The organism is Desulfosarcina alkanivorans (assembly GCF_009688945.1).
Lineage (GTDB): Bacteria > Desulfobacterota > Desulfobacteria > Desulfobacterales > Desulfosarcinaceae > Desulfosarcina > Desulfosarcina alkanivorans.
The window spans coordinates 4434730-4454209 of sequence record NZ_AP021874.1; the positions used below are offsets into that span (position 1 = coordinate 4434730).

General features: G+C 52.8%; 20 protein-coding genes. 4 read left to right on the top strand and 16 right to left on the bottom strand.

All coding sequences use genetic code 11. The features are described 5' to 3' along the window. Positions 1–261: 261 nt before the first annotated feature. A complete protein-coding gene (locus DSCA_RS19380) occupies positions 262–912 on the top strand; it encodes a LexA family transcriptional regulator (RefSeq protein WP_155317993.1) in 651 nt (216 codons plus the stop codon). Positions 913–1073: 161 nt separating this feature from the next. Then, a complete protein-coding gene (locus tag DSCA_RS19385) occupies positions 1074–1235 on the top strand; it encodes a hypothetical protein (RefSeq protein ID WP_155317994.1) in 162 nt (53 codons plus the stop codon). A 56-nt stretch (positions 1236–1291) separates the two neighbouring features. On the opposite strand, the gene DSCA_RS19390 is transcribed toward DSCA_RS19385, so the two are convergent. After that, complete coding sequence (locus DSCA_RS19390) at positions 1292–2728, bottom strand: aminotransferase-like domain-containing protein (protein WP_167527872.1); 1437 nt, start codon at positions 2726–2728, stop codon at positions 1292–1294. A 301-nt stretch (positions 2729–3029) separates the two neighbouring features. Here DSCA_RS19390 and DSCA_RS19395 point away from each other — a divergent pair, with 301 nt between their 5' ends. Then, positions 3030–3791, top strand: coding sequence for an AzlC family ABC transporter permease (locus DSCA_RS19395; RefSeq protein ID WP_155317996.1), 762 nt, complete (start codon positions 3030–3032; stop codon positions 3789–3791). Then, entirely contained in the window at positions 3788–4102 is a 315-nt protein-coding gene (locus tag DSCA_RS19400) for an AzlD family protein (RefSeq protein WP_155317997.1), read from the top strand. The genes DSCA_RS19395 and DSCA_RS19400 overlap by 4 nt, the downstream gene beginning before the upstream one ends. A 42-nt stretch (positions 4103–4144) precedes the next feature. Here the strand turns inward: DSCA_RS19400 and DSCA_RS19405 are convergent, their stop codons facing one another. The 15 genes from DSCA_RS19405 to DSCA_RS19475 form a co-directional block, all read right to left on the bottom strand. Next, a complete protein-coding gene (locus tag DSCA_RS19405) occupies positions 4145–6868 on the bottom strand; it encodes a hybrid sensor histidine kinase/response regulator (protein ID WP_155317998.1) in 2724 nt (907 codons plus the stop codon). A 746-nt stretch (positions 6869–7614) separates the two neighbouring features. Continuing rightward, positions 7615–8718 (bottom strand): LbtU family siderophore porin, encoded by a 1104-nt coding sequence (locus tag DSCA_RS19410; protein ID WP_231716545.1) that lies wholly within the window; start codon positions 8716–8718, stop codon positions 7615–7617. 354 nt (positions 8719–9072) lie between these two features. After that, on the bottom strand, positions 9073–9300 hold the full coding sequence (locus DSCA_RS19415) for a flavodoxin domain-containing protein (protein WP_155318000.1): 228 nt from the start codon (positions 9298–9300) through the stop codon (positions 9073–9075). A gap of 613 nt (positions 9301–9913) precedes the next feature. After that, positions 9914–10237, bottom strand: a complete 324-nt coding sequence (locus tag DSCA_RS19420) for a hypothetical protein (RefSeq protein ID WP_167527534.1) — start codon at positions 10235–10237, stop codon at positions 9914–9916. Next, entirely contained in the window at positions 10158–10430 is a 273-nt protein-coding gene (locus DSCA_RS33310) for a FeoC-like transcriptional regulator (protein WP_407924256.1), read from the bottom strand. The genes DSCA_RS19420 and DSCA_RS33310 overlap by 80 nt, the downstream gene beginning before the upstream one ends. Positions 10431–10470: 40 nt before the next feature. Next, positions 10471–12789 carry a Fe(2+) transporter permease subunit FeoB gene (gene feoB, locus DSCA_RS19430; RefSeq protein ID WP_155318003.1) on the bottom strand — a complete coding sequence of 773 codons (2319 nt, stop codon included), beginning with the start codon at positions 12787–12789 and terminating at the stop codon, positions 10471–10473. Between the two features lie 2 nt (positions 12790–12791). Beyond that, on the bottom strand, positions 12792–13025 hold the full coding sequence (locus DSCA_RS19435; protein ID WP_155318004.1) for a FeoA family protein: 234 nt from the start codon (positions 13023–13025) through the stop codon (positions 12792–12794). A 3-nt stretch (positions 13026–13028) separates the two neighbouring features. Next, on the bottom strand, positions 13029–13283 hold the full coding sequence (locus tag DSCA_RS19440; protein ID WP_155318005.1) for a FeoA family protein: 255 nt from the start codon (positions 13281–13283) through the stop codon (positions 13029–13031). Positions 13284–13677: 394 nt separating this feature from the next. Next, positions 13678–13917: a hypothetical protein gene (locus DSCA_RS19445; protein ID WP_155318006.1), complete on the bottom strand. Its 240-nt coding sequence runs from the start codon at positions 13915–13917 to the stop codon at positions 13678–13680. 77 nt (positions 13918–13994) lie between these two features. Further along, complete coding sequence (locus DSCA_RS19450) at positions 13995–14306, bottom strand: hypothetical protein (RefSeq protein ID WP_155318007.1); 312 nt, start codon at positions 14304–14306, stop codon at positions 13995–13997. A gap of 60 nt (positions 14307–14366) precedes the next feature. Continuing rightward, the gene (locus DSCA_RS19455; RefSeq protein ID WP_155318008.1) at positions 14367–15488 is read right to left on the bottom strand and encodes a DUF2325 domain-containing protein; all 1122 of its coding nucleotides are present in this window, start codon (positions 15486–15488) and stop codon (positions 14367–14369) included. A gap of 296 nt (positions 15489–15784) precedes the next feature. Beyond that, entirely contained in the window at positions 15785–16078 is a 294-nt protein-coding gene (locus DSCA_RS19460; protein ID WP_155318009.1) for a hypothetical protein, read from the bottom strand. Between the two features lie 137 nt (positions 16079–16215). Beyond that, the gene (locus DSCA_RS19465; protein ID WP_231716220.1) at positions 16216–16731 is read right to left on the bottom strand and encodes a metal-dependent transcriptional regulator; all 516 of its coding nucleotides are present in this window, start codon (positions 16729–16731) and stop codon (positions 16216–16218) included. A 350-nt stretch (positions 16732–17081) separates the two neighbouring features. Beyond that, entirely contained in the window at positions 17082–18977 is a 1896-nt protein-coding gene (locus tag DSCA_RS19470) for a heavy metal translocating P-type ATPase (protein ID WP_155318011.1), read from the bottom strand. Between the two features lie 11 nt (positions 18978–18988). Continuing rightward, positions 18989–19264 carry a metal-sensitive transcriptional regulator gene (locus DSCA_RS19475; protein WP_155318012.1) on the bottom strand — a complete coding sequence of 92 codons (276 nt, stop codon included), beginning with the start codon at positions 19262–19264 and terminating at the stop codon, positions 18989–18991. Positions 19265–19480 lie beyond the last annotated feature (216 nt).

Consider the following 19480-nt stretch of genomic DNA (forward strand, 5'->3'; position numbering starts at 1 on the left):
GGAGATGCCATCGAAGACGGTCGGCCGTTAAAATCGGTAATTATAAATGAATTGAAACAGTTATTACCAAATATCAGCAGGGGGGCGGCAATCGGCCCTGGTGTCGCGAATGTCACCTTTTTTTTCAAGGTGTAAAGTGGGGGGAGACACCACGAGGCATTCGAAAGTTGTCTTTTTCCAATATTTTTGTTGCATTTTATAAACATTTTGCTTTATACAATGCAACAGCACAGCCAAACCAAACCGTCTGCTTAAGAAATCATGAACAAAAACTTCCAAATTTTCTTTGACCGTGCCGCCGGCGCCCTGGGTATCAGGAGCCTTTCCGAGCTGGCGGCCATTTTAAACGTCAATCGTTCCTCCATCACCCAGGCCCGCAAAAAAAACTCCGTACCGGCCAACTGGCTGCTTGAACTGTTCCGAAGCCACGGTTTGAATCCCGACTGGCTCGAGGGCGGCAGCGGTCCGCAATGGCTGAAATCCGGAGATGCTTTTAAAAACGATTTTTTCCCGGTTCCGAAGGTGCGGGCCCGGTTGTGCGCCGGGGCGGGATCGTTTGAAACGGAAGCCCGGATTGAAGATTATTATTCGTTTCAAACCCAGTGGCTGCAGAACAAGGGGGTCAAAGACCGGATGGTACTGATGGATGTATCGGGCAACAGCATGGCTCCGGAAATCAAAGATGGGGATACGGTGCTGATCGATCAGTCCCAGACCGACATCTTCGCCGGCATGGTTTATGCCGTGGGGGTCGAAGACACCATCATGGTCAAACGGCTGGAAAAACACCCCCGCAAACTGGTGCTGCTGAGCGATAACAAGGCATATACACCGATTTTTCTGGCAGATGACGAGATGGACCGCGTACGCATCATCGGAAAAGTACTCTGGATCTGCAGGGAGTTGAGGTAGTCGGCTGCGTAAAAAGTCCGATATCCGCGCTACGCTTCATCCCTCGTCACTGCCAAGTACCGTAAGCACACCTCATTGCTTGGGGACTCGCAAGCCTTGATCTCGAACTTTATTCGCAGCCGACAGCATTCCAAATTATACAATTACATCAGGGTCGTGGAATGAATAAAACAGAGCAGCCACTTGATGTCTATCACCCACCGGTGAATGATCTATTCTGTTCTCCCCCCGGACGCATTGTCATTAAAGCTGTCAGGGACTGCATCGCCATGGCCGGCGGTATTTTTTGCGCTGCCATGACCACCTTGCTTCTGGGATTGTAAGGCATCGTTTTAATGACACGGCCGACGGGGCCGGACCGCCGTAAAAAGCCTGCCGTTCAAATCATCTGCTTGACGATCGTCGCCAGGGTGACGATGCCCGTTTCCATCTTCTCGCTCCAGGGATAGCCGCAGCTGATGCGGATATAGTTGCGATAGCGGCCCGTCGTGCTGCAGATAATGCCCGGGAAAATGGATATGCGTCGCTTGCGGGCCTCCTGAAAAACCTTGAGGCCATCCACCCCTTTGTCCAGCTCCACCCACAGGGAGAGCCCGCCCTGGGGGGCGGTAATGCGCGTGCCGTCCGGGAAATGGCGGGCAATGGCCAGGGCCGTATTGGAAATCTGGTTTTTCAGGGCGGTGCGCAGGCGGCGCAGATGGCGCTCGAACCCACCGGTTTTCAGAAATCGGGCCACCACCTGCTGGTTGAGTGTCGGCGATGCGACGGTGCTGTTCATTTTCAACCGTTTGACCCGGTCGGCGAATCGCCCCGGAAGGGTCCAGCCCACACGCAGCCCCGGTGAAAGCGTTTTGGAAAACGACGCACAATGGAGCACCAACCCCCGTCGATCCATGGATTTCAACGTGGTCGGGCGTGCGTTCCCGAAATAGAGTTCACCGTGAATGTTGTCCTCGATAATGGGGATGTGTTTACGGCCCATCATCTCGACCAGGGCCTTTTTTTTCTCCACGGGCATCTCGTAGCCCAATGGGTTGTGAAAGTTGGGAACCAGCAGGCAGGCCGCCACCGTATTCTTCTGCACGGCCCGCTCAAGCTGGGCCAGATCGATGCCCGTCTGCGGATCCGTGGGGATCTCCAGGGCGAACTTGTTCTGGTCTTCGATAATCTGAAGAAACCACGGGTACGTGGGCGATTCCACCACCACGGTATCGCCGGCAGCACCCACCGCCTGCAGGCACAGGCTCACCGCCTCGATACACCCGGTGGTGACGACCATCTCATCCAGAACGTCCTGCCGGGCCTGCCCGACCATGCGTTTGGCGATCTGCCGTTTCAACTCGTCGTTCCCATAAGGCTTTTCGTAGCGCATCAGGCTGCGTTTCATCGCTTCCATGGATTCCGATCGTATGCAGCGCACAAGCTGCTTGAATGGCAGCAGTTCCGGCATGACCACCGTTCCGCCCATCGGCAGAAAATCCGGATTGCCCATGTCTGCCACGATCGAATAGGCCAGGGTATCCATGGTGACTTTTTTGGGCACCGGCCGCAGCTTCTGGGCTTCCGGCGGCGGCAGGATCCGGGACAGCTGGGGTTTGACATAATACCCGGATTTTTGCCGCGGCTCCACGACCCCCCGTTTTTCCAGTTCGATGTAGGCCTGGTATACGGTGGTGATGCTCAGGCCGGTCTGATGGCGCAGCTTTCTCAACGATGGCATCTTCTCACCCGACCGATAGACCCCGTCCCTGATTCTGGACTCCAGGTCGTCGGCCAGGCGGGCATATCGAAAGCCTGAAACGGAACTGGGTGCCATGTTCATATCCTCAATCTGTTATTAAAATTTTTTTGAATTTCTGTATCTGTTATCGCTTATCGGATCTGTTAGGTTAAATCAATGGTCGATTTCAGCTGCAGGAGGTGAAAAATGCCACACCCGATGATGAATACCGGCACAACCGGGAAGGGGATGCACTTTTTACTGGCACCTGAAGATTCGTCCGGGTCGCCTTCTGGCGTACCTGCGGCTCACGGGCGCGCATGTTGGAATGCCACCAAAACCGTTCTATGGATCGTTTTCAGTATCCTGGCCGCGTTATTGATCGGACAATTATGAAATGCGGAAACAACGCCGAATGATCGAAGAGATGCGCAGGGGTGCCGTTGCCAATCTGCCGGTGGGCGCCAGCGTGGCCGCCTATGGCAGCGTGCTGGGAATGCTGGCCGCCCAGAAGGGGCTGACCTGGGTGCAGCTTCTGGTGATGAACCTGTCGGTTTTCGCCGGTTCCGCCCAGTTCGTCATGGTGGAAATGTGGGCGCCGCCCCTCCCCGTGGTGGAAATGACCCTGGCCGTATTGATCATCAACATGCGCTACCTGCTCATCGGCGCCTCCCTGAACCCGCTGTTCAAGGATGAGCCATTGATCCACAAGGCCGGGATCATGCACCTGGTGGCCGACGAAAACTGGGCGGTCACCATGGCGGCCCACCGCAGCGGCGACGCCACGACGGGTTTCCTGCTGGGCGGGGGCATCTGCCTGTGCAGCGTCTGGTCCATGGGCACACTGCTGGGCCACCGGTTGGGGGCGGTGGTGACCCAGCCGGAACGGTTTGCCCTGGACTTTGCCTTCGTGGCGGTCTTTACCGCCCTGGCGGTGAGCATGTGGCGGGGAAGAACGGACATCCTCCCGTGGCTGACCGCGGCGGTGCTGGCCATTGCGGCCGAACGCTGCCTGCCCGGAAAATGGTACATCCTTGTCGGGGGTATCGGGGGGGCCCTGGTCCCCGCCCTGCAGACGCCCTTCGAATCGAAAAAAAAGGCCCCGGTCAAGAAAGTTTCCACGTCCGGTGGAAAATCGAAAATGGAAAACAACCCATGAACGCGTTCTTAACTGCTGACCTGTCCGTCGCCCTGGCGATTGGCGGGGCCGCCCTGGCCACTTACAGCCTGCGCCTGGGCGGCCTGCTGCTGGCGGAACGCCTGCCCGCAAACGGTGGATTCAAACGTTTCATGGACGCGCTTCCCGGAACGATCCTGCTTTCTCTGGTGGCACCGGGTATTTATTCTTCGGGGGCGCTTGGAGGCGCTGCCGCACTGGCCACGGCCCTGTGCGCCTGGAAGACCAGAAACATCCTGTTTGCCATGCTCGTGGGGGTAGGTATGGTGGCCGCCGGAAGAATGATTTTCTGAAAAGGGCCGATCGGTGTCTGTCCGCACGCGGCCGGGCACCGCCTAATCGTCCGGCGCATCCAGGATTTCACGTGCCGCCGCGGACAGCGTGTTCATGCCGAAGGGCTTTTGAATAAACCCGTTGCACCCCCGTGACAGAATGTCGGCGGCCTGGCCGTCAATGCTGTAGCCGCTCGACAGCAGCACCTTCAGACCGGCGTCGAGTTGCTTTAACCGATCATAGGCTTCCCCGCCGTTCATTCCCGGCATGATCATGTCCAGGATGACCAGATCGAAGACCGGCTCTTTCTGCGCCACCATCGCGACCGCCGCCTCCCCGCTCGGAACGGTGAACACCGTATAGCCCAGTTTCCGAAGCATCTGGCCGCCCACGTTGCGAACCATCTCTTCATCATCAACCAGCAGTATCGTTTCCGTTCCGGCTGCCTTGGGAACGGGTGGCGCCTTTACCTCGACAATCGGTTTGGTGGTCGCAGGAAAATGCAGGTTAAACGTGGTTCCCCTTCCGACCTGGCTGGTGACCGCGATAAAGCCCCCGTGGTTGCTGACAATGCCATAGGCGGACGCCAGGCCCAGCCCGGTGCCCCGCCCCCTTTCCTTGGTGGTGAAAAATGGTTCAAATATCTTATGAACCGTATCTTCGGCCATACCGATTCCGGTATCGGTTATGGACACGCGAATGAATCTGCCGGGTTTGACGTTGTAAGGCTGCACATCCTTTTCGGCCAGGTTCACATTCTCCGTTTTCAGGTAGAGATCCCCTCCGCCCGGCATGGCCTGCCAGGCGTTGACATAAAGGTTGAGCAGAACCTGCTCAACCTGCCGAGGGTCCGCTTCAACCCGATTCAACGGGTCGTCAGCATCAACATGAAGGTTGATCTCTTTACGGGTCCGGCCGAACATTCGGGCGCTCTGCTCGACGAGCTGGTTCATGTCAATGGTTTTCAATTGATATTTGCCCCCGCGGGCAAACCCCAGCAGCTGCCGAGTCAGGTCGCTGGCGCTTTTAACGTATTCTTCAATGCCTGAAAGATGCTCACCATAAGCCGGCGGCACATCGGTCTCGGCCATCATCAGCGACGTTCTGCCGATGATGCCCATGAGGATGTTATTGAAGTCATGGGCGACCCCGCCGGCCAGGGTGCCGATGGCCTCCATCTTCTCTGCCTGCTGGAGCTTCTTTTCAAGCCGGGTCCGCTCGGTGATGTCTTCGTAGATGACGAACTGATTCCGGTTGTTCAGGGTGACCGGCCTGAAAAGGATCTCCCGGAGGGAACCGTCTTTCGCGGTAACAGAATACGTCCTCGGCCGGGCTTCTCCGGAGGCGAACTGGTTTTGATCGTGAATCCATGTTGAAAGCGCCTTGCGGCGACAGGAAGGGTCGGGAAAGGCCTTTTCGAACCATTGTCGGCCGGTAGGGACGTCGTCGATGGCATAGCCGAACATCTCCGTAAATTGGGGGTTGATATACTGGTAGCGGCCATCCTTTCCAATCAGTGAAATCCCCAGCGGACACTCTTCGACCAGCGTCCTGAACCGTTCTTCGCTGTCGTTGAGCCGCCGTTCGGCCAGCTTTCGCTCGGTAATGTCAAGGGCCGTGAACGTGACCCCCTGTGCCCAGACGTCAGGATTCAACGGGGTTGAACTCAGCAGGACATCCATGACCCGGCCATCCTTTCGCTGCCAGCGGGTTTCCACCGTTCCGGTTCCCCGTTTTTTTATCTGGCGGTATTTCTCCCGGCCCACATATTCAAAATCCTCATCCGAGGGATAAAGCATTCTCGTCCCCTGATTCAGCAATTCCTCCTCGGGAAATCCGATCATCTCACATAACCGGTGGTTGGCCTTGGTGATGACGCGGTTGACCACCATGCCGATGCCCACCGGCGCAGACAAAAAGATACTTTTCAAAAGGCTTTCGCTTGCTTTCAGTTCCGTTTCCACCCGCTTGCGCCGGTTGATGTCATGGACCACGGCAATCCTGACCCGGCGACCGCGATGCTCGATCATCTGTCCCCGGATTTCAACATGGAACCGTGTGCCGTCTTTCCGTTGGGCGACCGCCTCATAGGGTTTCTCATAGCCGGACAGCATGTTCTCCCGAACCCGTGCTTTGGACTCGGGCGCGATCACATCCGTGCCGAAGATTCCGATCAACTCCTCCCGAGGGTATCCGAACATCTTTTCGGCGGCCTGGTTGGTGTCGATGCAGCGGCCTTCAACGGAAACGAACATGGCTTCGAACGCGGCATTGGACAGCGCCCGGTAACGCTCGGTCTGTTTTTGCAGCGCCGCCTTGGTGCGGTGTCTGTCAGTGACGTCGGTCAGGGTTACCAAGGCGCGTCCGTCAGACAAAAACGACGCTCTGAATTCCATGGTCTTTACCTGGCCGGCGTTACAGGTCACCGCGAACGTCCTTACCGCAGCGGGCCGTGCCGTCGATGCGTCCCACGCGGCCCTGACGGTCTGCCGGTAGGCGGCGTCGGGATACGCCCTCGAAAACCAGTCGTCCAGGGTTCGCATGTCCGCTATGGAATATCCGGTGAGCCGTGAAAATTCCTGGTTGGCATGCAGCAGCCGCCCCCGGGCGTCCCAGACGGTAACTCCCATGGGGGCATGTTCGAAAAGGTTGTCCAGCAGGTTGTTCTGGGCGGACAGGTGATCCCTGGTCTTTTTCAGCCGTTCAACTTCGTCGGACAGTTGCTCGATCTTTTTGAGCAAATGCCGGTCTGCCGGCAAGGGTGGGCCGGGTATCGCATCGTTCATTTCAGCCAGTCGCCTCTTCGATGGGGTTGATGAATGCAATCGACCCCGGACGGGGTGATCGATCCTGAAAGATTTATCGCCCGAAACCGGAAAAAGTTAAGCGATTACAGGCGGGTAAATCAGAAATGGCATGCACCTGTCGTGGCAACAAGCTGCCGGCACACCCGGCCAGAGAGCTATATATTATTTATAATCAAGTGGTTAAACCATTTTTCGCCCCGGATCGTGGCCGGACGGCAACCCCACCGCATGCCGGCCAGCCCGTGTGGATCATGGGCCGCCCCAGTCGTCCGGCCGCACGCCAGCCCTCCTTTGCACTCTCGCAGGGTCGCCACTGAATTCGCATGGAATTCCCGTCAGTTAAAAATTGTATGTGCCAAATTAAAAATGGAATTATTTATAAAGATAGGGAATTGATTTTTCAAAAGGAGGTTTTAACAATGAGAAAGAAAACAATTTCTTAGTTGAACAATCAGGCCGGTACGGTTTTTTTGCTGCCGACCGTTCGGACAGGGTGCCGGATATTATAAATCATACCGCCGTTAAACGGTCCTCTCCCTGACCTGTTGTTATCAACCACCCGCGACAACGATGCCTTTTCCGGACCACCGAGCTTTACTACGACGTCGTAGTCTTTGAAAAGTCCCTCGTACGGTGGTTGTGCCAAAACAAAAAGGCGCAACCACCATGCCCGGAAAGCAGGTCAGGTGCGCCATTTTTTCTGGCCGGTTGTTGCCTCAGCCCCCTTAAAACGCTATGGCTAATTGCGCTGTGAAACCATCCTCTTCGTCATCGTTTTCGTACTCGTCATGGAAGTATTCAAAGGCAAGCGTCGTATTATCAACAATCCCCAGGACGAAAGTTCCCAGATAACGGGTTTCGGGAAGGCGGTTATGGGCTTCATCCGTGCCTTGAAGGGCCACGGCGACGGCAGCCTCTTTTTCACCGATGGCAAAGTCGTATCCAGCCTCCAGATTCCATGCGGAAACTTCGCCCTCAACGATCAAGTTGTCACCCTCATCAATCCATTCGATATCATCCATGGCAGTCACATATTCGGCAATAAAAGTGACCGGTCCGACATTAACGATGGCATGCGCCCCCATGCCGGCCGCATAAGCTTTCAAGGCCAGTTCTTCTTCATCCATCACGTCTTCCCAGCCATCGGCATCGATCAAATTGTTGATGAAGCTGAACCCGAAATCCAGATTGAAGGCATCGCTCTCCATGGAATAGCCGGCATTGGCGCCGAAATTATCGATGTGGCTGTCGTCCTCGTCCACCTCATCCGCATCGCCGTTAAAAATGAAGGCCGAGCCATAAAACCCACCCCTCTCAAACCCCATTTGAATAGCGGCTTCGCGTGTTTCGGCAATTTCAAGCGTGAGCGGATCGGAAATCATATGGGACTCAAAATTGCCGAAGGGGACATACATTTCACCCGCTGTCAGGTAGAGCGGGACAATGTCTTCACCGCTGATGGTAATCGTGGCCTCATCAACGGCAATGTCCTCTCCATCTTCATACAGGAAAAGGATGTTGCCGGAGACATGATCGATGATTTTCGCTTCGATGCCCAACTCCACAGTGGAAACGGCGATATCGCTTTCGTCGTCACCGTCACCGTCGGCCGGGTCGGTGCTCGTGTGTCCGGCTTCCACTTCGATGAGGCCGCTCACGGAAATGCGTTCGGCCCACTTCGCCGGCATGATGCCTTTTTCAATTTTCGCTTCGATAAGCGATACGCGCTTGGACAATTCATCGTGGGACGTTCCCTCGGCATATGCAGTTACTACAAAAAACGCACTGCAAATCGTTAGACACAATAGATTTATTACCATTTTTCTCATCAATTTTTCCTCCTGAAGTTAAATTATCCTTCTTTATCGGATTCGTTAGTGTTGCCCCGGCGTTCATATACCGGGCCTGGACCGCAGCTGAATCCTTCTCCTTTCTGATTCAATAAAAAAGGCGCAAGAGGGCTTCCCTGCAGGGAAAACCTGACCCTCTTGCGCCTTCACTTCCTGCGCGTCAATCAGCAACCGCAGGCCGTAAGGTTCTATTTGATACTATCCTCTATCCTATCACCATTATTCTCATTGTTTTACCAATCATAATGAGCCCCCCTGACATAACCGAAGACAATTACGGCGACGATTAAAAGAGAGGCATGAGCGGTTTGTTTGGATAGTCAATTATGCATACTAGTTCACGCGACCGATTTCGAGTTGCCAATCAATGGTATCATCACCGTAAGCCGGACATCCCAGCAAGAGCAGTTCATGGTTGGCCATCAGGTCCGCCACAGCGGCATCTGTCACCTCCTTGACTTCCGTTTCGAGACCGGATTCCTCCAGCGCCGTCTTGATGATACCGGTCATATCTTCAGTATTGCCGGTTGTGCTGCCAAAAATAATCAAAGCCTTTTTCATTTCTTCTCCTATTATTGGTATGGGCCATGTATGGGGTTACAGATTGCCTTGATTACGAAATCAAGGCCTTCAAAATGGGCTCTGGCGGACTTCCATTTTTTTTGCTTATTATCACCCGGCTACCGTCAGGGGCGATCTTAAATCCTTTCTCACCCTTGAAATAAAGCCAGTCCGACGGCAACTGCTTTCGGGTCATGTGAGATTTGAACATGTATGCACCGGCAGACACGACTTGCTTCAGATCGGCCGTATTGACAAATATTCGACCGGCGTCGGTTCGCTGCCGTCGGATGGTCTTGATAAGTTCCCAGGCACACATACCGTTGAATTCTCCACAAAGATAAATGTGAAGGTTGCCGACACTGTGGCGATAGTTAATTTGAAATCCAGATCGCATTGCAAACACTCCTTAATTTGAACTATGAATCCATTCCTGCAGAACCTTCACCAATGCGCAACTGCATTGGCGAACCACAAAAAAAGGCACAATGGGATTCATATTCAACGAATTCCTTGCACCTTCACTGCAAAGCGCACCGGCCATCCGGTCACCTGTCGTAAGGCGGATCAATAATAGATACAATCTTCATGTCAACAGCCAACGTGAGGCTGCTTAGGTTTTTCTTTTAGCCTTAATAATGCCCTCCACAAGACCGGCCGCATATATCCAGTCTGCTTTTTGGCCCATACCGGCATCCGGCAGGTAAATCTCGAGACCGACATAGGAGTATTTTTCTGATTTCCAGACCGCACGGGGGATAGCCGTGCGACATACCTGGAAACGTTTTTTGTCCGCATGCGCCTTGAAGGCATTTTTATGGATGCCGATGACCAGTCCCTTTCGCAAACCCGGTGTTTTACTCAATCCATTCATAGGTCGTAATGGTTGCAGGATCACACTTGCAACAGCCCTTCTGGCATCCAAGATTGCTGGCATGCTTTTTAACCCTACCCTTACGGGCCCATAGGTCCAGCATGGGCTTAACGGTATCCGTATCCATTCTGAAATGGACAGCGATGTCCTTAAGCGTCGCAAGCTTCCGTCCTGATAAATACTGCTTTATTGCAATGGGCGTCATGGTATTCCCCCGCATACATCGTTCGGGTTGGAGGTTGAAGCCGGAAATCATCAACCGACGAGTCTACCCTCAACCCGATCATGGAAATATTTCAAGCCTTGGCACCGGCAACAAGGGCCAATTCCGCCTGATCTCTCCTGCCGATCATTTTCAATATGCCGACAACTGCCGCGAATGCGACCGCCATCACCAGCACCCACATCGTTGACGATGCCGGGTGGCTGCCAAAAGTCGCCACCTGATAAAAAACGACCGCAGCAAAATAGGCCATGAACGTCGTCCAGAAGCCGGCGAATGCCGTCCATTTGAGGTTGGTTTCGCGATAAACGGCGGCTATGGCTGCACTGCAGGGAAAGTAAAGCAGAATGAAAAGCAGATAGGCAAAAGCTGCCACTTTGGATCCAAACAAGGTCACCATGGAACTGAAGGTTCCCTCACTGACGTCTTGCCCTTTAGCTGCAGCGGCCGGATCCCTGACATCGCCGACTGAAAGGCCGAGTGGATCCAGCAAGGTACCACCCAGATCTGACAAATTGGCTGGAATGCTGGCGAAGGATTCACCAATCGCACCCCAGAAGCTGACGCCTTCTTGCTCTTCTCCTGACGCGGCAGCGTCCATTGTGCCATACAACGCATCCAACGTGCCGACGACAGCTTCTTTGGCAAAAATACCGGTGAACACACCTACGGTTGCCGGCCAGTTCTCATCGGTAACGCCAAATGGCTTGAGGGCCGGTGTAATGGATTTGCTGATCGAAGCCAGGGCCGAGTTCTCACTGTCTTCGTTTCCAAAAGTGCCGTCGGTACCCAATGAGTTAAGGAAGGACAACACAACAATTACCGGTATCAACACCTTGCCGGCCTTGAACAAAAATGTTGTCAATCGCTCATAGCTGCGCAATAGGACGGCTTTTAACGTCGGTAAATGATAGGGAGGCAGTTCCATGACAAAAGGGGTGATTTCTCCCTTTAGCATGGTATTTTTAAGTACCAGGCCGGTAATCACCGCAAAACCGATACCGATCAGGTAAAGTAGAAAGACCAGGTTCTGGCCGCCGGTCGGAAAGAAGGCAGCGGCAAAAAGCGCATACACCGGCAGCCGCGCGCCGCAGGACATAAACGGGTTCATCATGATGGTCAACGTGCGGTCCCGCTCACTTTCCAGTGTTCGGGTCGCCATGATCGCCGGGACATTGCAGCCGAAGCCGACCAGCATGGGAATAAACGCTTTGCCAGGCAGGCCGATGACTCGCATGAAACGATCCATTACAAAAGCGGCCCTGGCCATGTACCCCGAGTCTTCAAGAAAGGACAGAAAGAGGAACATGAAACCAATGGGCGGGATAAAGGTGGCCATGGTCTGGATACCGCCCCCAATGCCCCCCGCCAGAACCGTGACCAGCCATTCGGGAGCGTTTAGGTTCGCCAGCAGTGCGCCGAACCCATCGACAACAATGGCGCCGGTAAAAATATCGAAAAAATCGATAAAAGCACCACCCAGATTGATGGTAAACATGAACATGAGGTACATTGCCAACAGAAAAATGGGGATTCCGTAAATCCGGCTGAGGAAAACCTTGTCGAGCTTGTCCGTAATGGAATCGGCTACCTGGCGGGTCTTCCTAATCGTGTCTTTGGTCAACCAGTTGATGAATCCATATCGGGCGGTGGCGATAAGAATCTCGGCGTCGTCCTCGAGCTTGTCCTCAATGGCCTGCTGCAGTCGTTCCGTTTGGGCCAGTGCTTCACGGCTAACCATTGTGCCAACCTGTTCGTCATTTTCAAGGAGCTTGAGCGCCATCCAGCCGGCGTCATACTGTTTTGTTTTGGCCACCTCTTGAACAAGCGGCCGCAGCTCAGCCGCTGCTTCCTGGATTCCTACCGGATAGGAGATTCCAGCCGTCGATCGTTTTTTTTCAGCGGCCGCTTCGTTGATGACATTTTTCAGATGGGCGACGCCTTGGTTTTTGGAAACCACCAGCGGAACAACCGGGCATCCAAGCTGTTTGGCCAGGCTGTCCACATCGATTTCGACCCCCCGTTCCTTTGCGATATCCATCATGTTCAGTGCGATTAACAAGGGGGGGCGCATCTCCAGCAGCTGGGTGGTGAGGTAAAGATTACGCTCGATATTCGAGGCATCGACGATATTTACAATAAGATCGGCCTCGCCGGAGAGGATATAGTCTCTGGCCACCTCCTCGTCCAATGAAGCAGCGGAAAGCGAATAGATGCCCGGCGTATCGACCACCTCGACCCGATGTGCTTTATGCCGGTAGGAACCTGTCTTTCGGTCTACGGTAACTCCCGGCCAGTTGCCAACACGTTGCCTTGCACCGGTCAAGGCGTTGAACAATGTTGTTTTTCCACAGTTGGGGTTGCCAACCACGCCAATGGTAAAATCACTCATTTTTATACTCCCTCCACAAAAAGTGCCGTTGCTTCGTCTTTACGCAAGCTAAGGTTGTAACCGCGCACTTCAATTTCTACCGGATCACCCATGGGCGCTACCCGGTTAATCGTGAACGTGGTACCTTTAATCAGTCCCATGGATATGAGTTTGGTGCGGTACTTTTCGAGCCCTTTTTCAAAACCGGTCACGCGGCCTCGATCTCCAACAGACATGTCTGCCAATTTTCTTCCCATCGTTCAGGTCTCCTTTATCACGTGAATTTTTAGCGCCATCCCACCGCCGAGTGCATAGCGGGTGTTCTCCTTGGAAATAACGACGGCTCCTTTGTCCCGGCGCTGCTGAACCTTGACCACATCGTCCAGCTGAATGCCCATGCTAAGCAGTCGTTCTTGAAAGTTTCGCCCGTGACGAAATGATACAATTCGAACCATTTCACCATCTCCTGCCATGGCAAGCGGGAAAGACGGCCGGGAGGTTTTTTGCTTGATCATATGCTCTTTCTGTCCCACGAAAACGGTTTTTAATTTCCATACATAAATGCCGCATGGATTCAAATTCAATCATCGTCAAGACCAAAAAAAAGGCGTGGCCGGAACGTATCTGTCGCGCCCCGTGCTACGCCTTCACTTCCCCCGCACCATTTTATGGCCGAAAGCCGTAAGACCCTTCTCGCTTAGATAGAGCCTTCTAACTAAGTGAGAGAACTAAATTTCATATCGGCTAAGGGATGTCAAGCTAATTTTTGTTTTTTCCTGCCAGCGAGGAAAATGACGGTCGCAGAACCCGTCAATCCCAACGACCCATCACTAATGGGGTTGGCGGTGCCTTCGAATTCTCGCAAGGTCGCCTATATGCTTGCTGATCGTCAGGCCAATGAATCGACGGTTACTTTGCCCAAACGACAACATCCACACCCTTACAGGTTGCCCTTTGCACCAACATCCCTCCGAGGCCCCCTGCTATTGTATCTGCACAGCTTTGCAGGCAGAGGCGGCAGAGGCGTTTTTTCGAATCACAATCCAGGCAATTTAAGTCCGCTGCACAAACCTGACCACCTGCCAAGAGGCGAAGCAGGGTCTTTTCACCAATTTCGACACGAATATGTTTATCCTCTGCAGCTTCCATATGAAAAGCCCCTGGATTCTATTTTCTCAATGGTTTTTCTTTTTTTGGGAACAAACACAATTCGCGCAGTTCCCTGGTCACCGGTGCTTTGGAAAAGACTCGATGACGTTACTTCCCTTGGGTGCCATGTCGACCCCCTTTTCCCCTTTGAAAATGAGTCGATCGGCGGGAAGGTGCTTTCGATTCAGACCACACTGAAACGTGCTGCAGCCAAAAGGGCACAATTCCCGCAGATTACTGGTCTCAATGTAGACCTGTCCTCTGCCATCATATTGTTCGTGCAGCACCTTAATTAACTCCCATGCGGCACTGCCATCAAAATCGCCTCTGGGATTGACATGCTGATTTCCGTTGCTTTTTTTGAATTCAACTTGGAAATTGATGCTCATCGGAACGTCCTCCATGAAGGGGTTAAGTCCTTTAAAAGAATACTTCTCGAATTTCCCGGATCAGTTGAGCGTGCATGCAGCGTTACCTGTCTTGCCCCAAATCACCTGGGATACGGTACTTAAGCTTGAATTGGCCAGTATATGAACCGTTTTGTTATGCTTTTTGCCTAAATTTTTAACAATGGAACAGGCCGCATGGCTGTTGCAGTTGACCGGACAAAGCACCATGTCAGCCCTTTTGAGGCGGGATTCTATATCCCTGGCTCCTTTTTTGACATACCCGTCGTGGTACTCGAAGACACCGTTGCTGCCCTCAATCAATTCGCGATACAAGGATTCCATGCGCGTGACCCCGCCGACGATCAGAATTCTTTTTTTGCATAGATCAAACGAGGGACAGCTTTCATCACAGCGGTTCATCGACGACATCTCGGTGATGATCGCCCGGGCTTCCTCTCGAAAATGTTTTTCCATTTCGAGTTGCTGGCCCAGCTGCGATAAAAGCTGGCTGTTTTTTTCCTCAAGGGTCGCTATCTTAACTTGTGCTGCCGCTAATTGCTCGCCGAGTCCCTCGCAAACGAGCTGCAACCTCCTGCACTCATGATCTTGATCGTACGTACCATCGCGACTGCTGAGTTCGTGGAGGGTTTTATGCAACGTGCAGTTCTCTATCGTCGCAGCGGATAGTTTACACAGCAAATCTTTCTGTTCCCGCTTGTGGCTGTTGACTTCTTTTTTCAATGATCGCCGTTGCCGGGCAGAATCATTGAAGCGCTGCTGCACCCTGTCCAGATCATGTTGCTGCCGGGACAGTTTCCGCTTGAATTGCATCAGCTGTTCGCCGTTCCAGTGCATGGTCATGTGAATGTCGCCGAAGATTTCCCGGCGACATGCCGTGGATAAATCGGGGCCGACTGCCGTGGCCCACAACACTGCGGCAGCATCCCCGGATGCCAACGCCTCCTTGAAATGCGCCAATATGGCCTTCTCGTCGAGTTTGAGCAGCACGGCTGCCTGCTTTCCGAATTTGCGTTCGAGCAGGTTGTCGATTCGCCGTGACAACCGGTTTTCGCTATCCATAACGGAAACCATCTTCTCGTGCATCTCGAAAGGGCTGTCATTTTTTTTAAGCAAGCCCATTTTTTTAAGCAGCTGCCGCTGCTCGGCAAGGTTCAGGCACATCCCGACCACCGGACATTTGAAACAGTGGCTGGTCTCTCAGATTCTAAACCGGCCCTCAAGGCCGGAGACCGGTTCATCCGGATCATGCATTCGTGTTACACCATCATTAACAGGATGTTTTTTCATTAACATCGTCATGTCCTCCCTGGATATTTTTTCGCTTTGATCGATCACTATTGAATCAGACCGCCCCATAAAAAAAGGCGTATCTCGATCATTTTCGATCTTGAGTTACGCCTTCACTTGTTCCATTCCATTTCAAAGACATGGAACCCGTAAGACCTCCCTTGCCGATATTATTCCACGTCGATCAGCACATGGGTGAGTTGTTTACGCAATCCTTCAAGTTTTTTGGATTTAAATGCTTTTCGGCTCTCCTCCAGAACGTCGATAGCGTCAGTAATCGCTTTTTCCAACCTGAGTTCCCGTGATCGCTTGGGACAGCGATCCAATATCGGCTGCAGGTTGTTCTCGTTCAACCGCTCCTCCACGATGGAGGTTATCAGGCAACAATGCATATCAATGCCCTTTTGCAGATCCTTAACGCTGGCATTCAGCACATCGACCAATTCTTTTTTATCCACCCCCATGACAATAGTATGTCCTTTCTTTAATAGAGTATTCTAACAATTAAATTAAAAAAACACCGCCTGCAACTTTTTCCCTTGAAGGCGGTTAAAACCCTGAATTCTTGTCCGTGACCGGTCTTGTCAACAAGGGGTCAGGATTATTGGGAAGACTCAATATAGTTGTTTATATCAGAAGAAAAGGTTTCACAGCGTGTTTTGCAGGCTTCCGGTCGGTGACCATTTGATCGGTAGTCGTCGAAAAACCGAAGCCAGTCCTCCCCTGTACGGGGACATACCTGGATGAAGGCCATAAAATCGGTCAGTCTGTCCAAGGTTTCAGAACTGAGCGCATGCTCCATTTTACACGCTTCTTCATCAGCAGTTGGGAGATCAACCTTTAAGATTTCGGTCAGAAACTTGAGCAGGACCCCATGTCTGCGCCGCATTTCCTGCCCGACGTCCATTCCGCCTTTGGTCAGTTCCACGTATTCGTATTTTTCGTAGTTCACCAACCCCCGGGTATTCAAGGTTTTGAGCATACTGGAAACGGTGGGCATTTTTACGTTCATTCGCTTGGCGATATCTTTGACGCGAACCACTCGCTTCTCCTTGTCCAGATCGAAAATCGCCTCCAAGTAGTCTTCCATGACGGAAGTCAGGGGTTTTTCCACCATCTCTTCCCTGGCAGCAGATACCATAACGAAAACCTCATTGTTAGATTATTCTATTTTTTATAGGTTATCCTAATTAATCGAATCAACCTCCGCATGTCAAGCCCTTTTACGCATACCGGTATCAAATGGAATAATTATTTATCTAGTGTTCATCCAGAAATAGGCAAATTGGGTTGAGATCAAGGCGCGCGAAAAATTTTACCGCAGGCATATGGCTGATATTCCGAGGATAAAAATTTGAGCGCAACGCAGATATCGGACAAATTGGCCATTTATGGATGGGCACTATCTACATTATCAGGATAGCAGGATTACACTCTTCAGGAAAAGCACCTTCGCCTCGCATACATTCAGGCATCCCTGTTTTCCGCAAAGAAGGCCAAACTCGCTGATGCAAAAACAACCAGGACGCTGCCGACATTGTGAACGATGGCGGCCATTATTGGCGTCAACCAACCCATGCCGCCAGCAACTACGGCCACTCCATTGAATGCCAGTCCGAACACAATGTTGAGCCTGATAATGCTCAGCATCCGTCGAGACAGCCGTATCAACCACGGCAGCTTGGATATGTTGTCATGGGTCAGGGCGATGTCTGCCGTCTCCAATGCCACATCGGTTCCCGCAGCACCCATGGCCACACCGACCTGAGAAACGGCCAGTGCCGGCGCATCGTTTATCCCGTCACCGACAAACATCACCGGCAACTTTCGCGATTGATATTCCTTGATGACACCCACTTTGTCCTGGGGTTTGAGCCGTGAATAAACTTGACCGATTCCGACGGTGTCGGCAACTCGTTGAACGGCCTTGTCATGATCGCCGGATAAAATGGCCATCGCTTCGATTCCAAGCTGATTGAACCGATTGACCGTCGAATGGGCAAGGGGTCGGACCTGATCGGTAACATTCAGCACGCCAACAGGCGTTTGATCACGATAAACCACCAGCGGCGTGATACCACGCGCAAGCGAGGTGTCGATGCATTGTTGGAGATTACTTGGCAACGCGGCCGAATTGTCACCGGCGGAAACACTCCCGACTTCTACCAGGACGCCATCCACCATCGCTCGAACGCCGAGTCCAATTTCCTGGAACGCATTTTCGGCTCCGCTCACGACGACCTTGGCATAATGTGCTGCTTTCAATATCGCTCGGGCCAGCGGGTGCGAGCAATGCTGCTCGGCACTGGCAGCGCAGGAGAGTACCGCTTCTTTTGCGATGCCTTCAGTGCAGGCAATGTCCTCGACCCTGGGCTCGCCCAGGGTCAGGGTTCCTGTTTTATCGAACAATACCGCCTTCACTGACGCGGCCCTTTCGAGGTACTGGCCCCCTTTCACTAAAATTCCAGCCTTGGCAGCTCTCCCTATCGCCGCTACCGTCGCAGTAGGGGCTGCCAGTATCAAGGCACACGGGCATCCAACAATCAATACGGCAACCGCTCGGCTGATATCTCCGGTAATTATCCAGGTAATCACCGAACAGCCCAATATGACGGGTGTGAACCAGGTTGCATACCGATCAATGAGTCTAACGGCTTCGGGACGGTGTAGTTCGGCCTGGCTGATCAGCTTGATCACCTTGCCCAGGGTGGTGTCCTGACCAACTTTCGTTACCGCCGCCTGGATCACACCATTATGATTCAAGGTGCCGGCCAAAATGACATCTCCGGTCTGTTTTTCAACCGGCAGGGGTTCGCCGGTCATTGCCGACTCATCCACAGTGGAAACACCGGAGAGAATTCGGGCATCTACGGGAATCCGTTCCCCCGGCTTAATGAGAATATGATCCCCAACACAAACCGTATCGATGGGCACGGTTTTTTCTTCCTCGCCTGTCAGCACGGTCGCCGTTTCGGGTGCGATACGGACAAGCGTTTGGATTGCCTTGCGGGCGGATTCACTGGTTACCTTTTCGATTAATCCACCGAAGGTCATTACAAAACTGACAACCGCTGCGGTTAAGAACTCTCCCTGGATCAGGCTGGCAATAATGGCAAGGCTGACCAGTTCGTCGACATTGACTTCCCGGTCAATAAGCCCCTTGATCGCGCCCCAGATGATCGGGAACCCGTTTATGGCAACCGAAATGATGGCCAGCGCATTTCCAACAATACCGGTCGACGCTTGTCCGTAATCAATGACAAAGCTCAATAACGCTATAATTGCCGCAGCGAACGCCAGGTAAAAGTCTCTCATTCTGAACAATTCATGATATACACCCAGTTTGGAAAAACGACCGATCATAGCTTCATGTCCTATCTGCTGAACTTGTTAAAAATGTCGACAACTTCTGTTATCAATTCCGCTTCATGGTCCTTGTTTTGGATAGCCGTCGCCACACAGCCCTTGAGGTGATCTTCCAAAATAACCGATCCCAACGATCTCAATGCACCGCCGGCTGCGGCGATCTGTTTAAGCACTTGAAGACAGTCTCGATCGTCTTTCACCATTTTTTTTAACCCGCGCACCTGCCCTTCGATTCGATTTATCCTGGCAATCAATTTAGGATGGTCATCTCCGCATAAAGACATTTCAACCTCCTTGTATACATATAGGGTGTATATGTATATGAAAGGCCGCATTCCCTGTCAAGCGCTTTTATCGTTGGAAATCTGGAAAGGAACTGCGCGGGGAGGCTAAGCGGTCAATGCCGGTGAAGGCAACACGGTTTCCCTGGCCTGTCGACAACCATCAGCAGGCAGCCTTCCAATAATTCGACCCCTGCCCTCCAATCGTCATTCAATGTG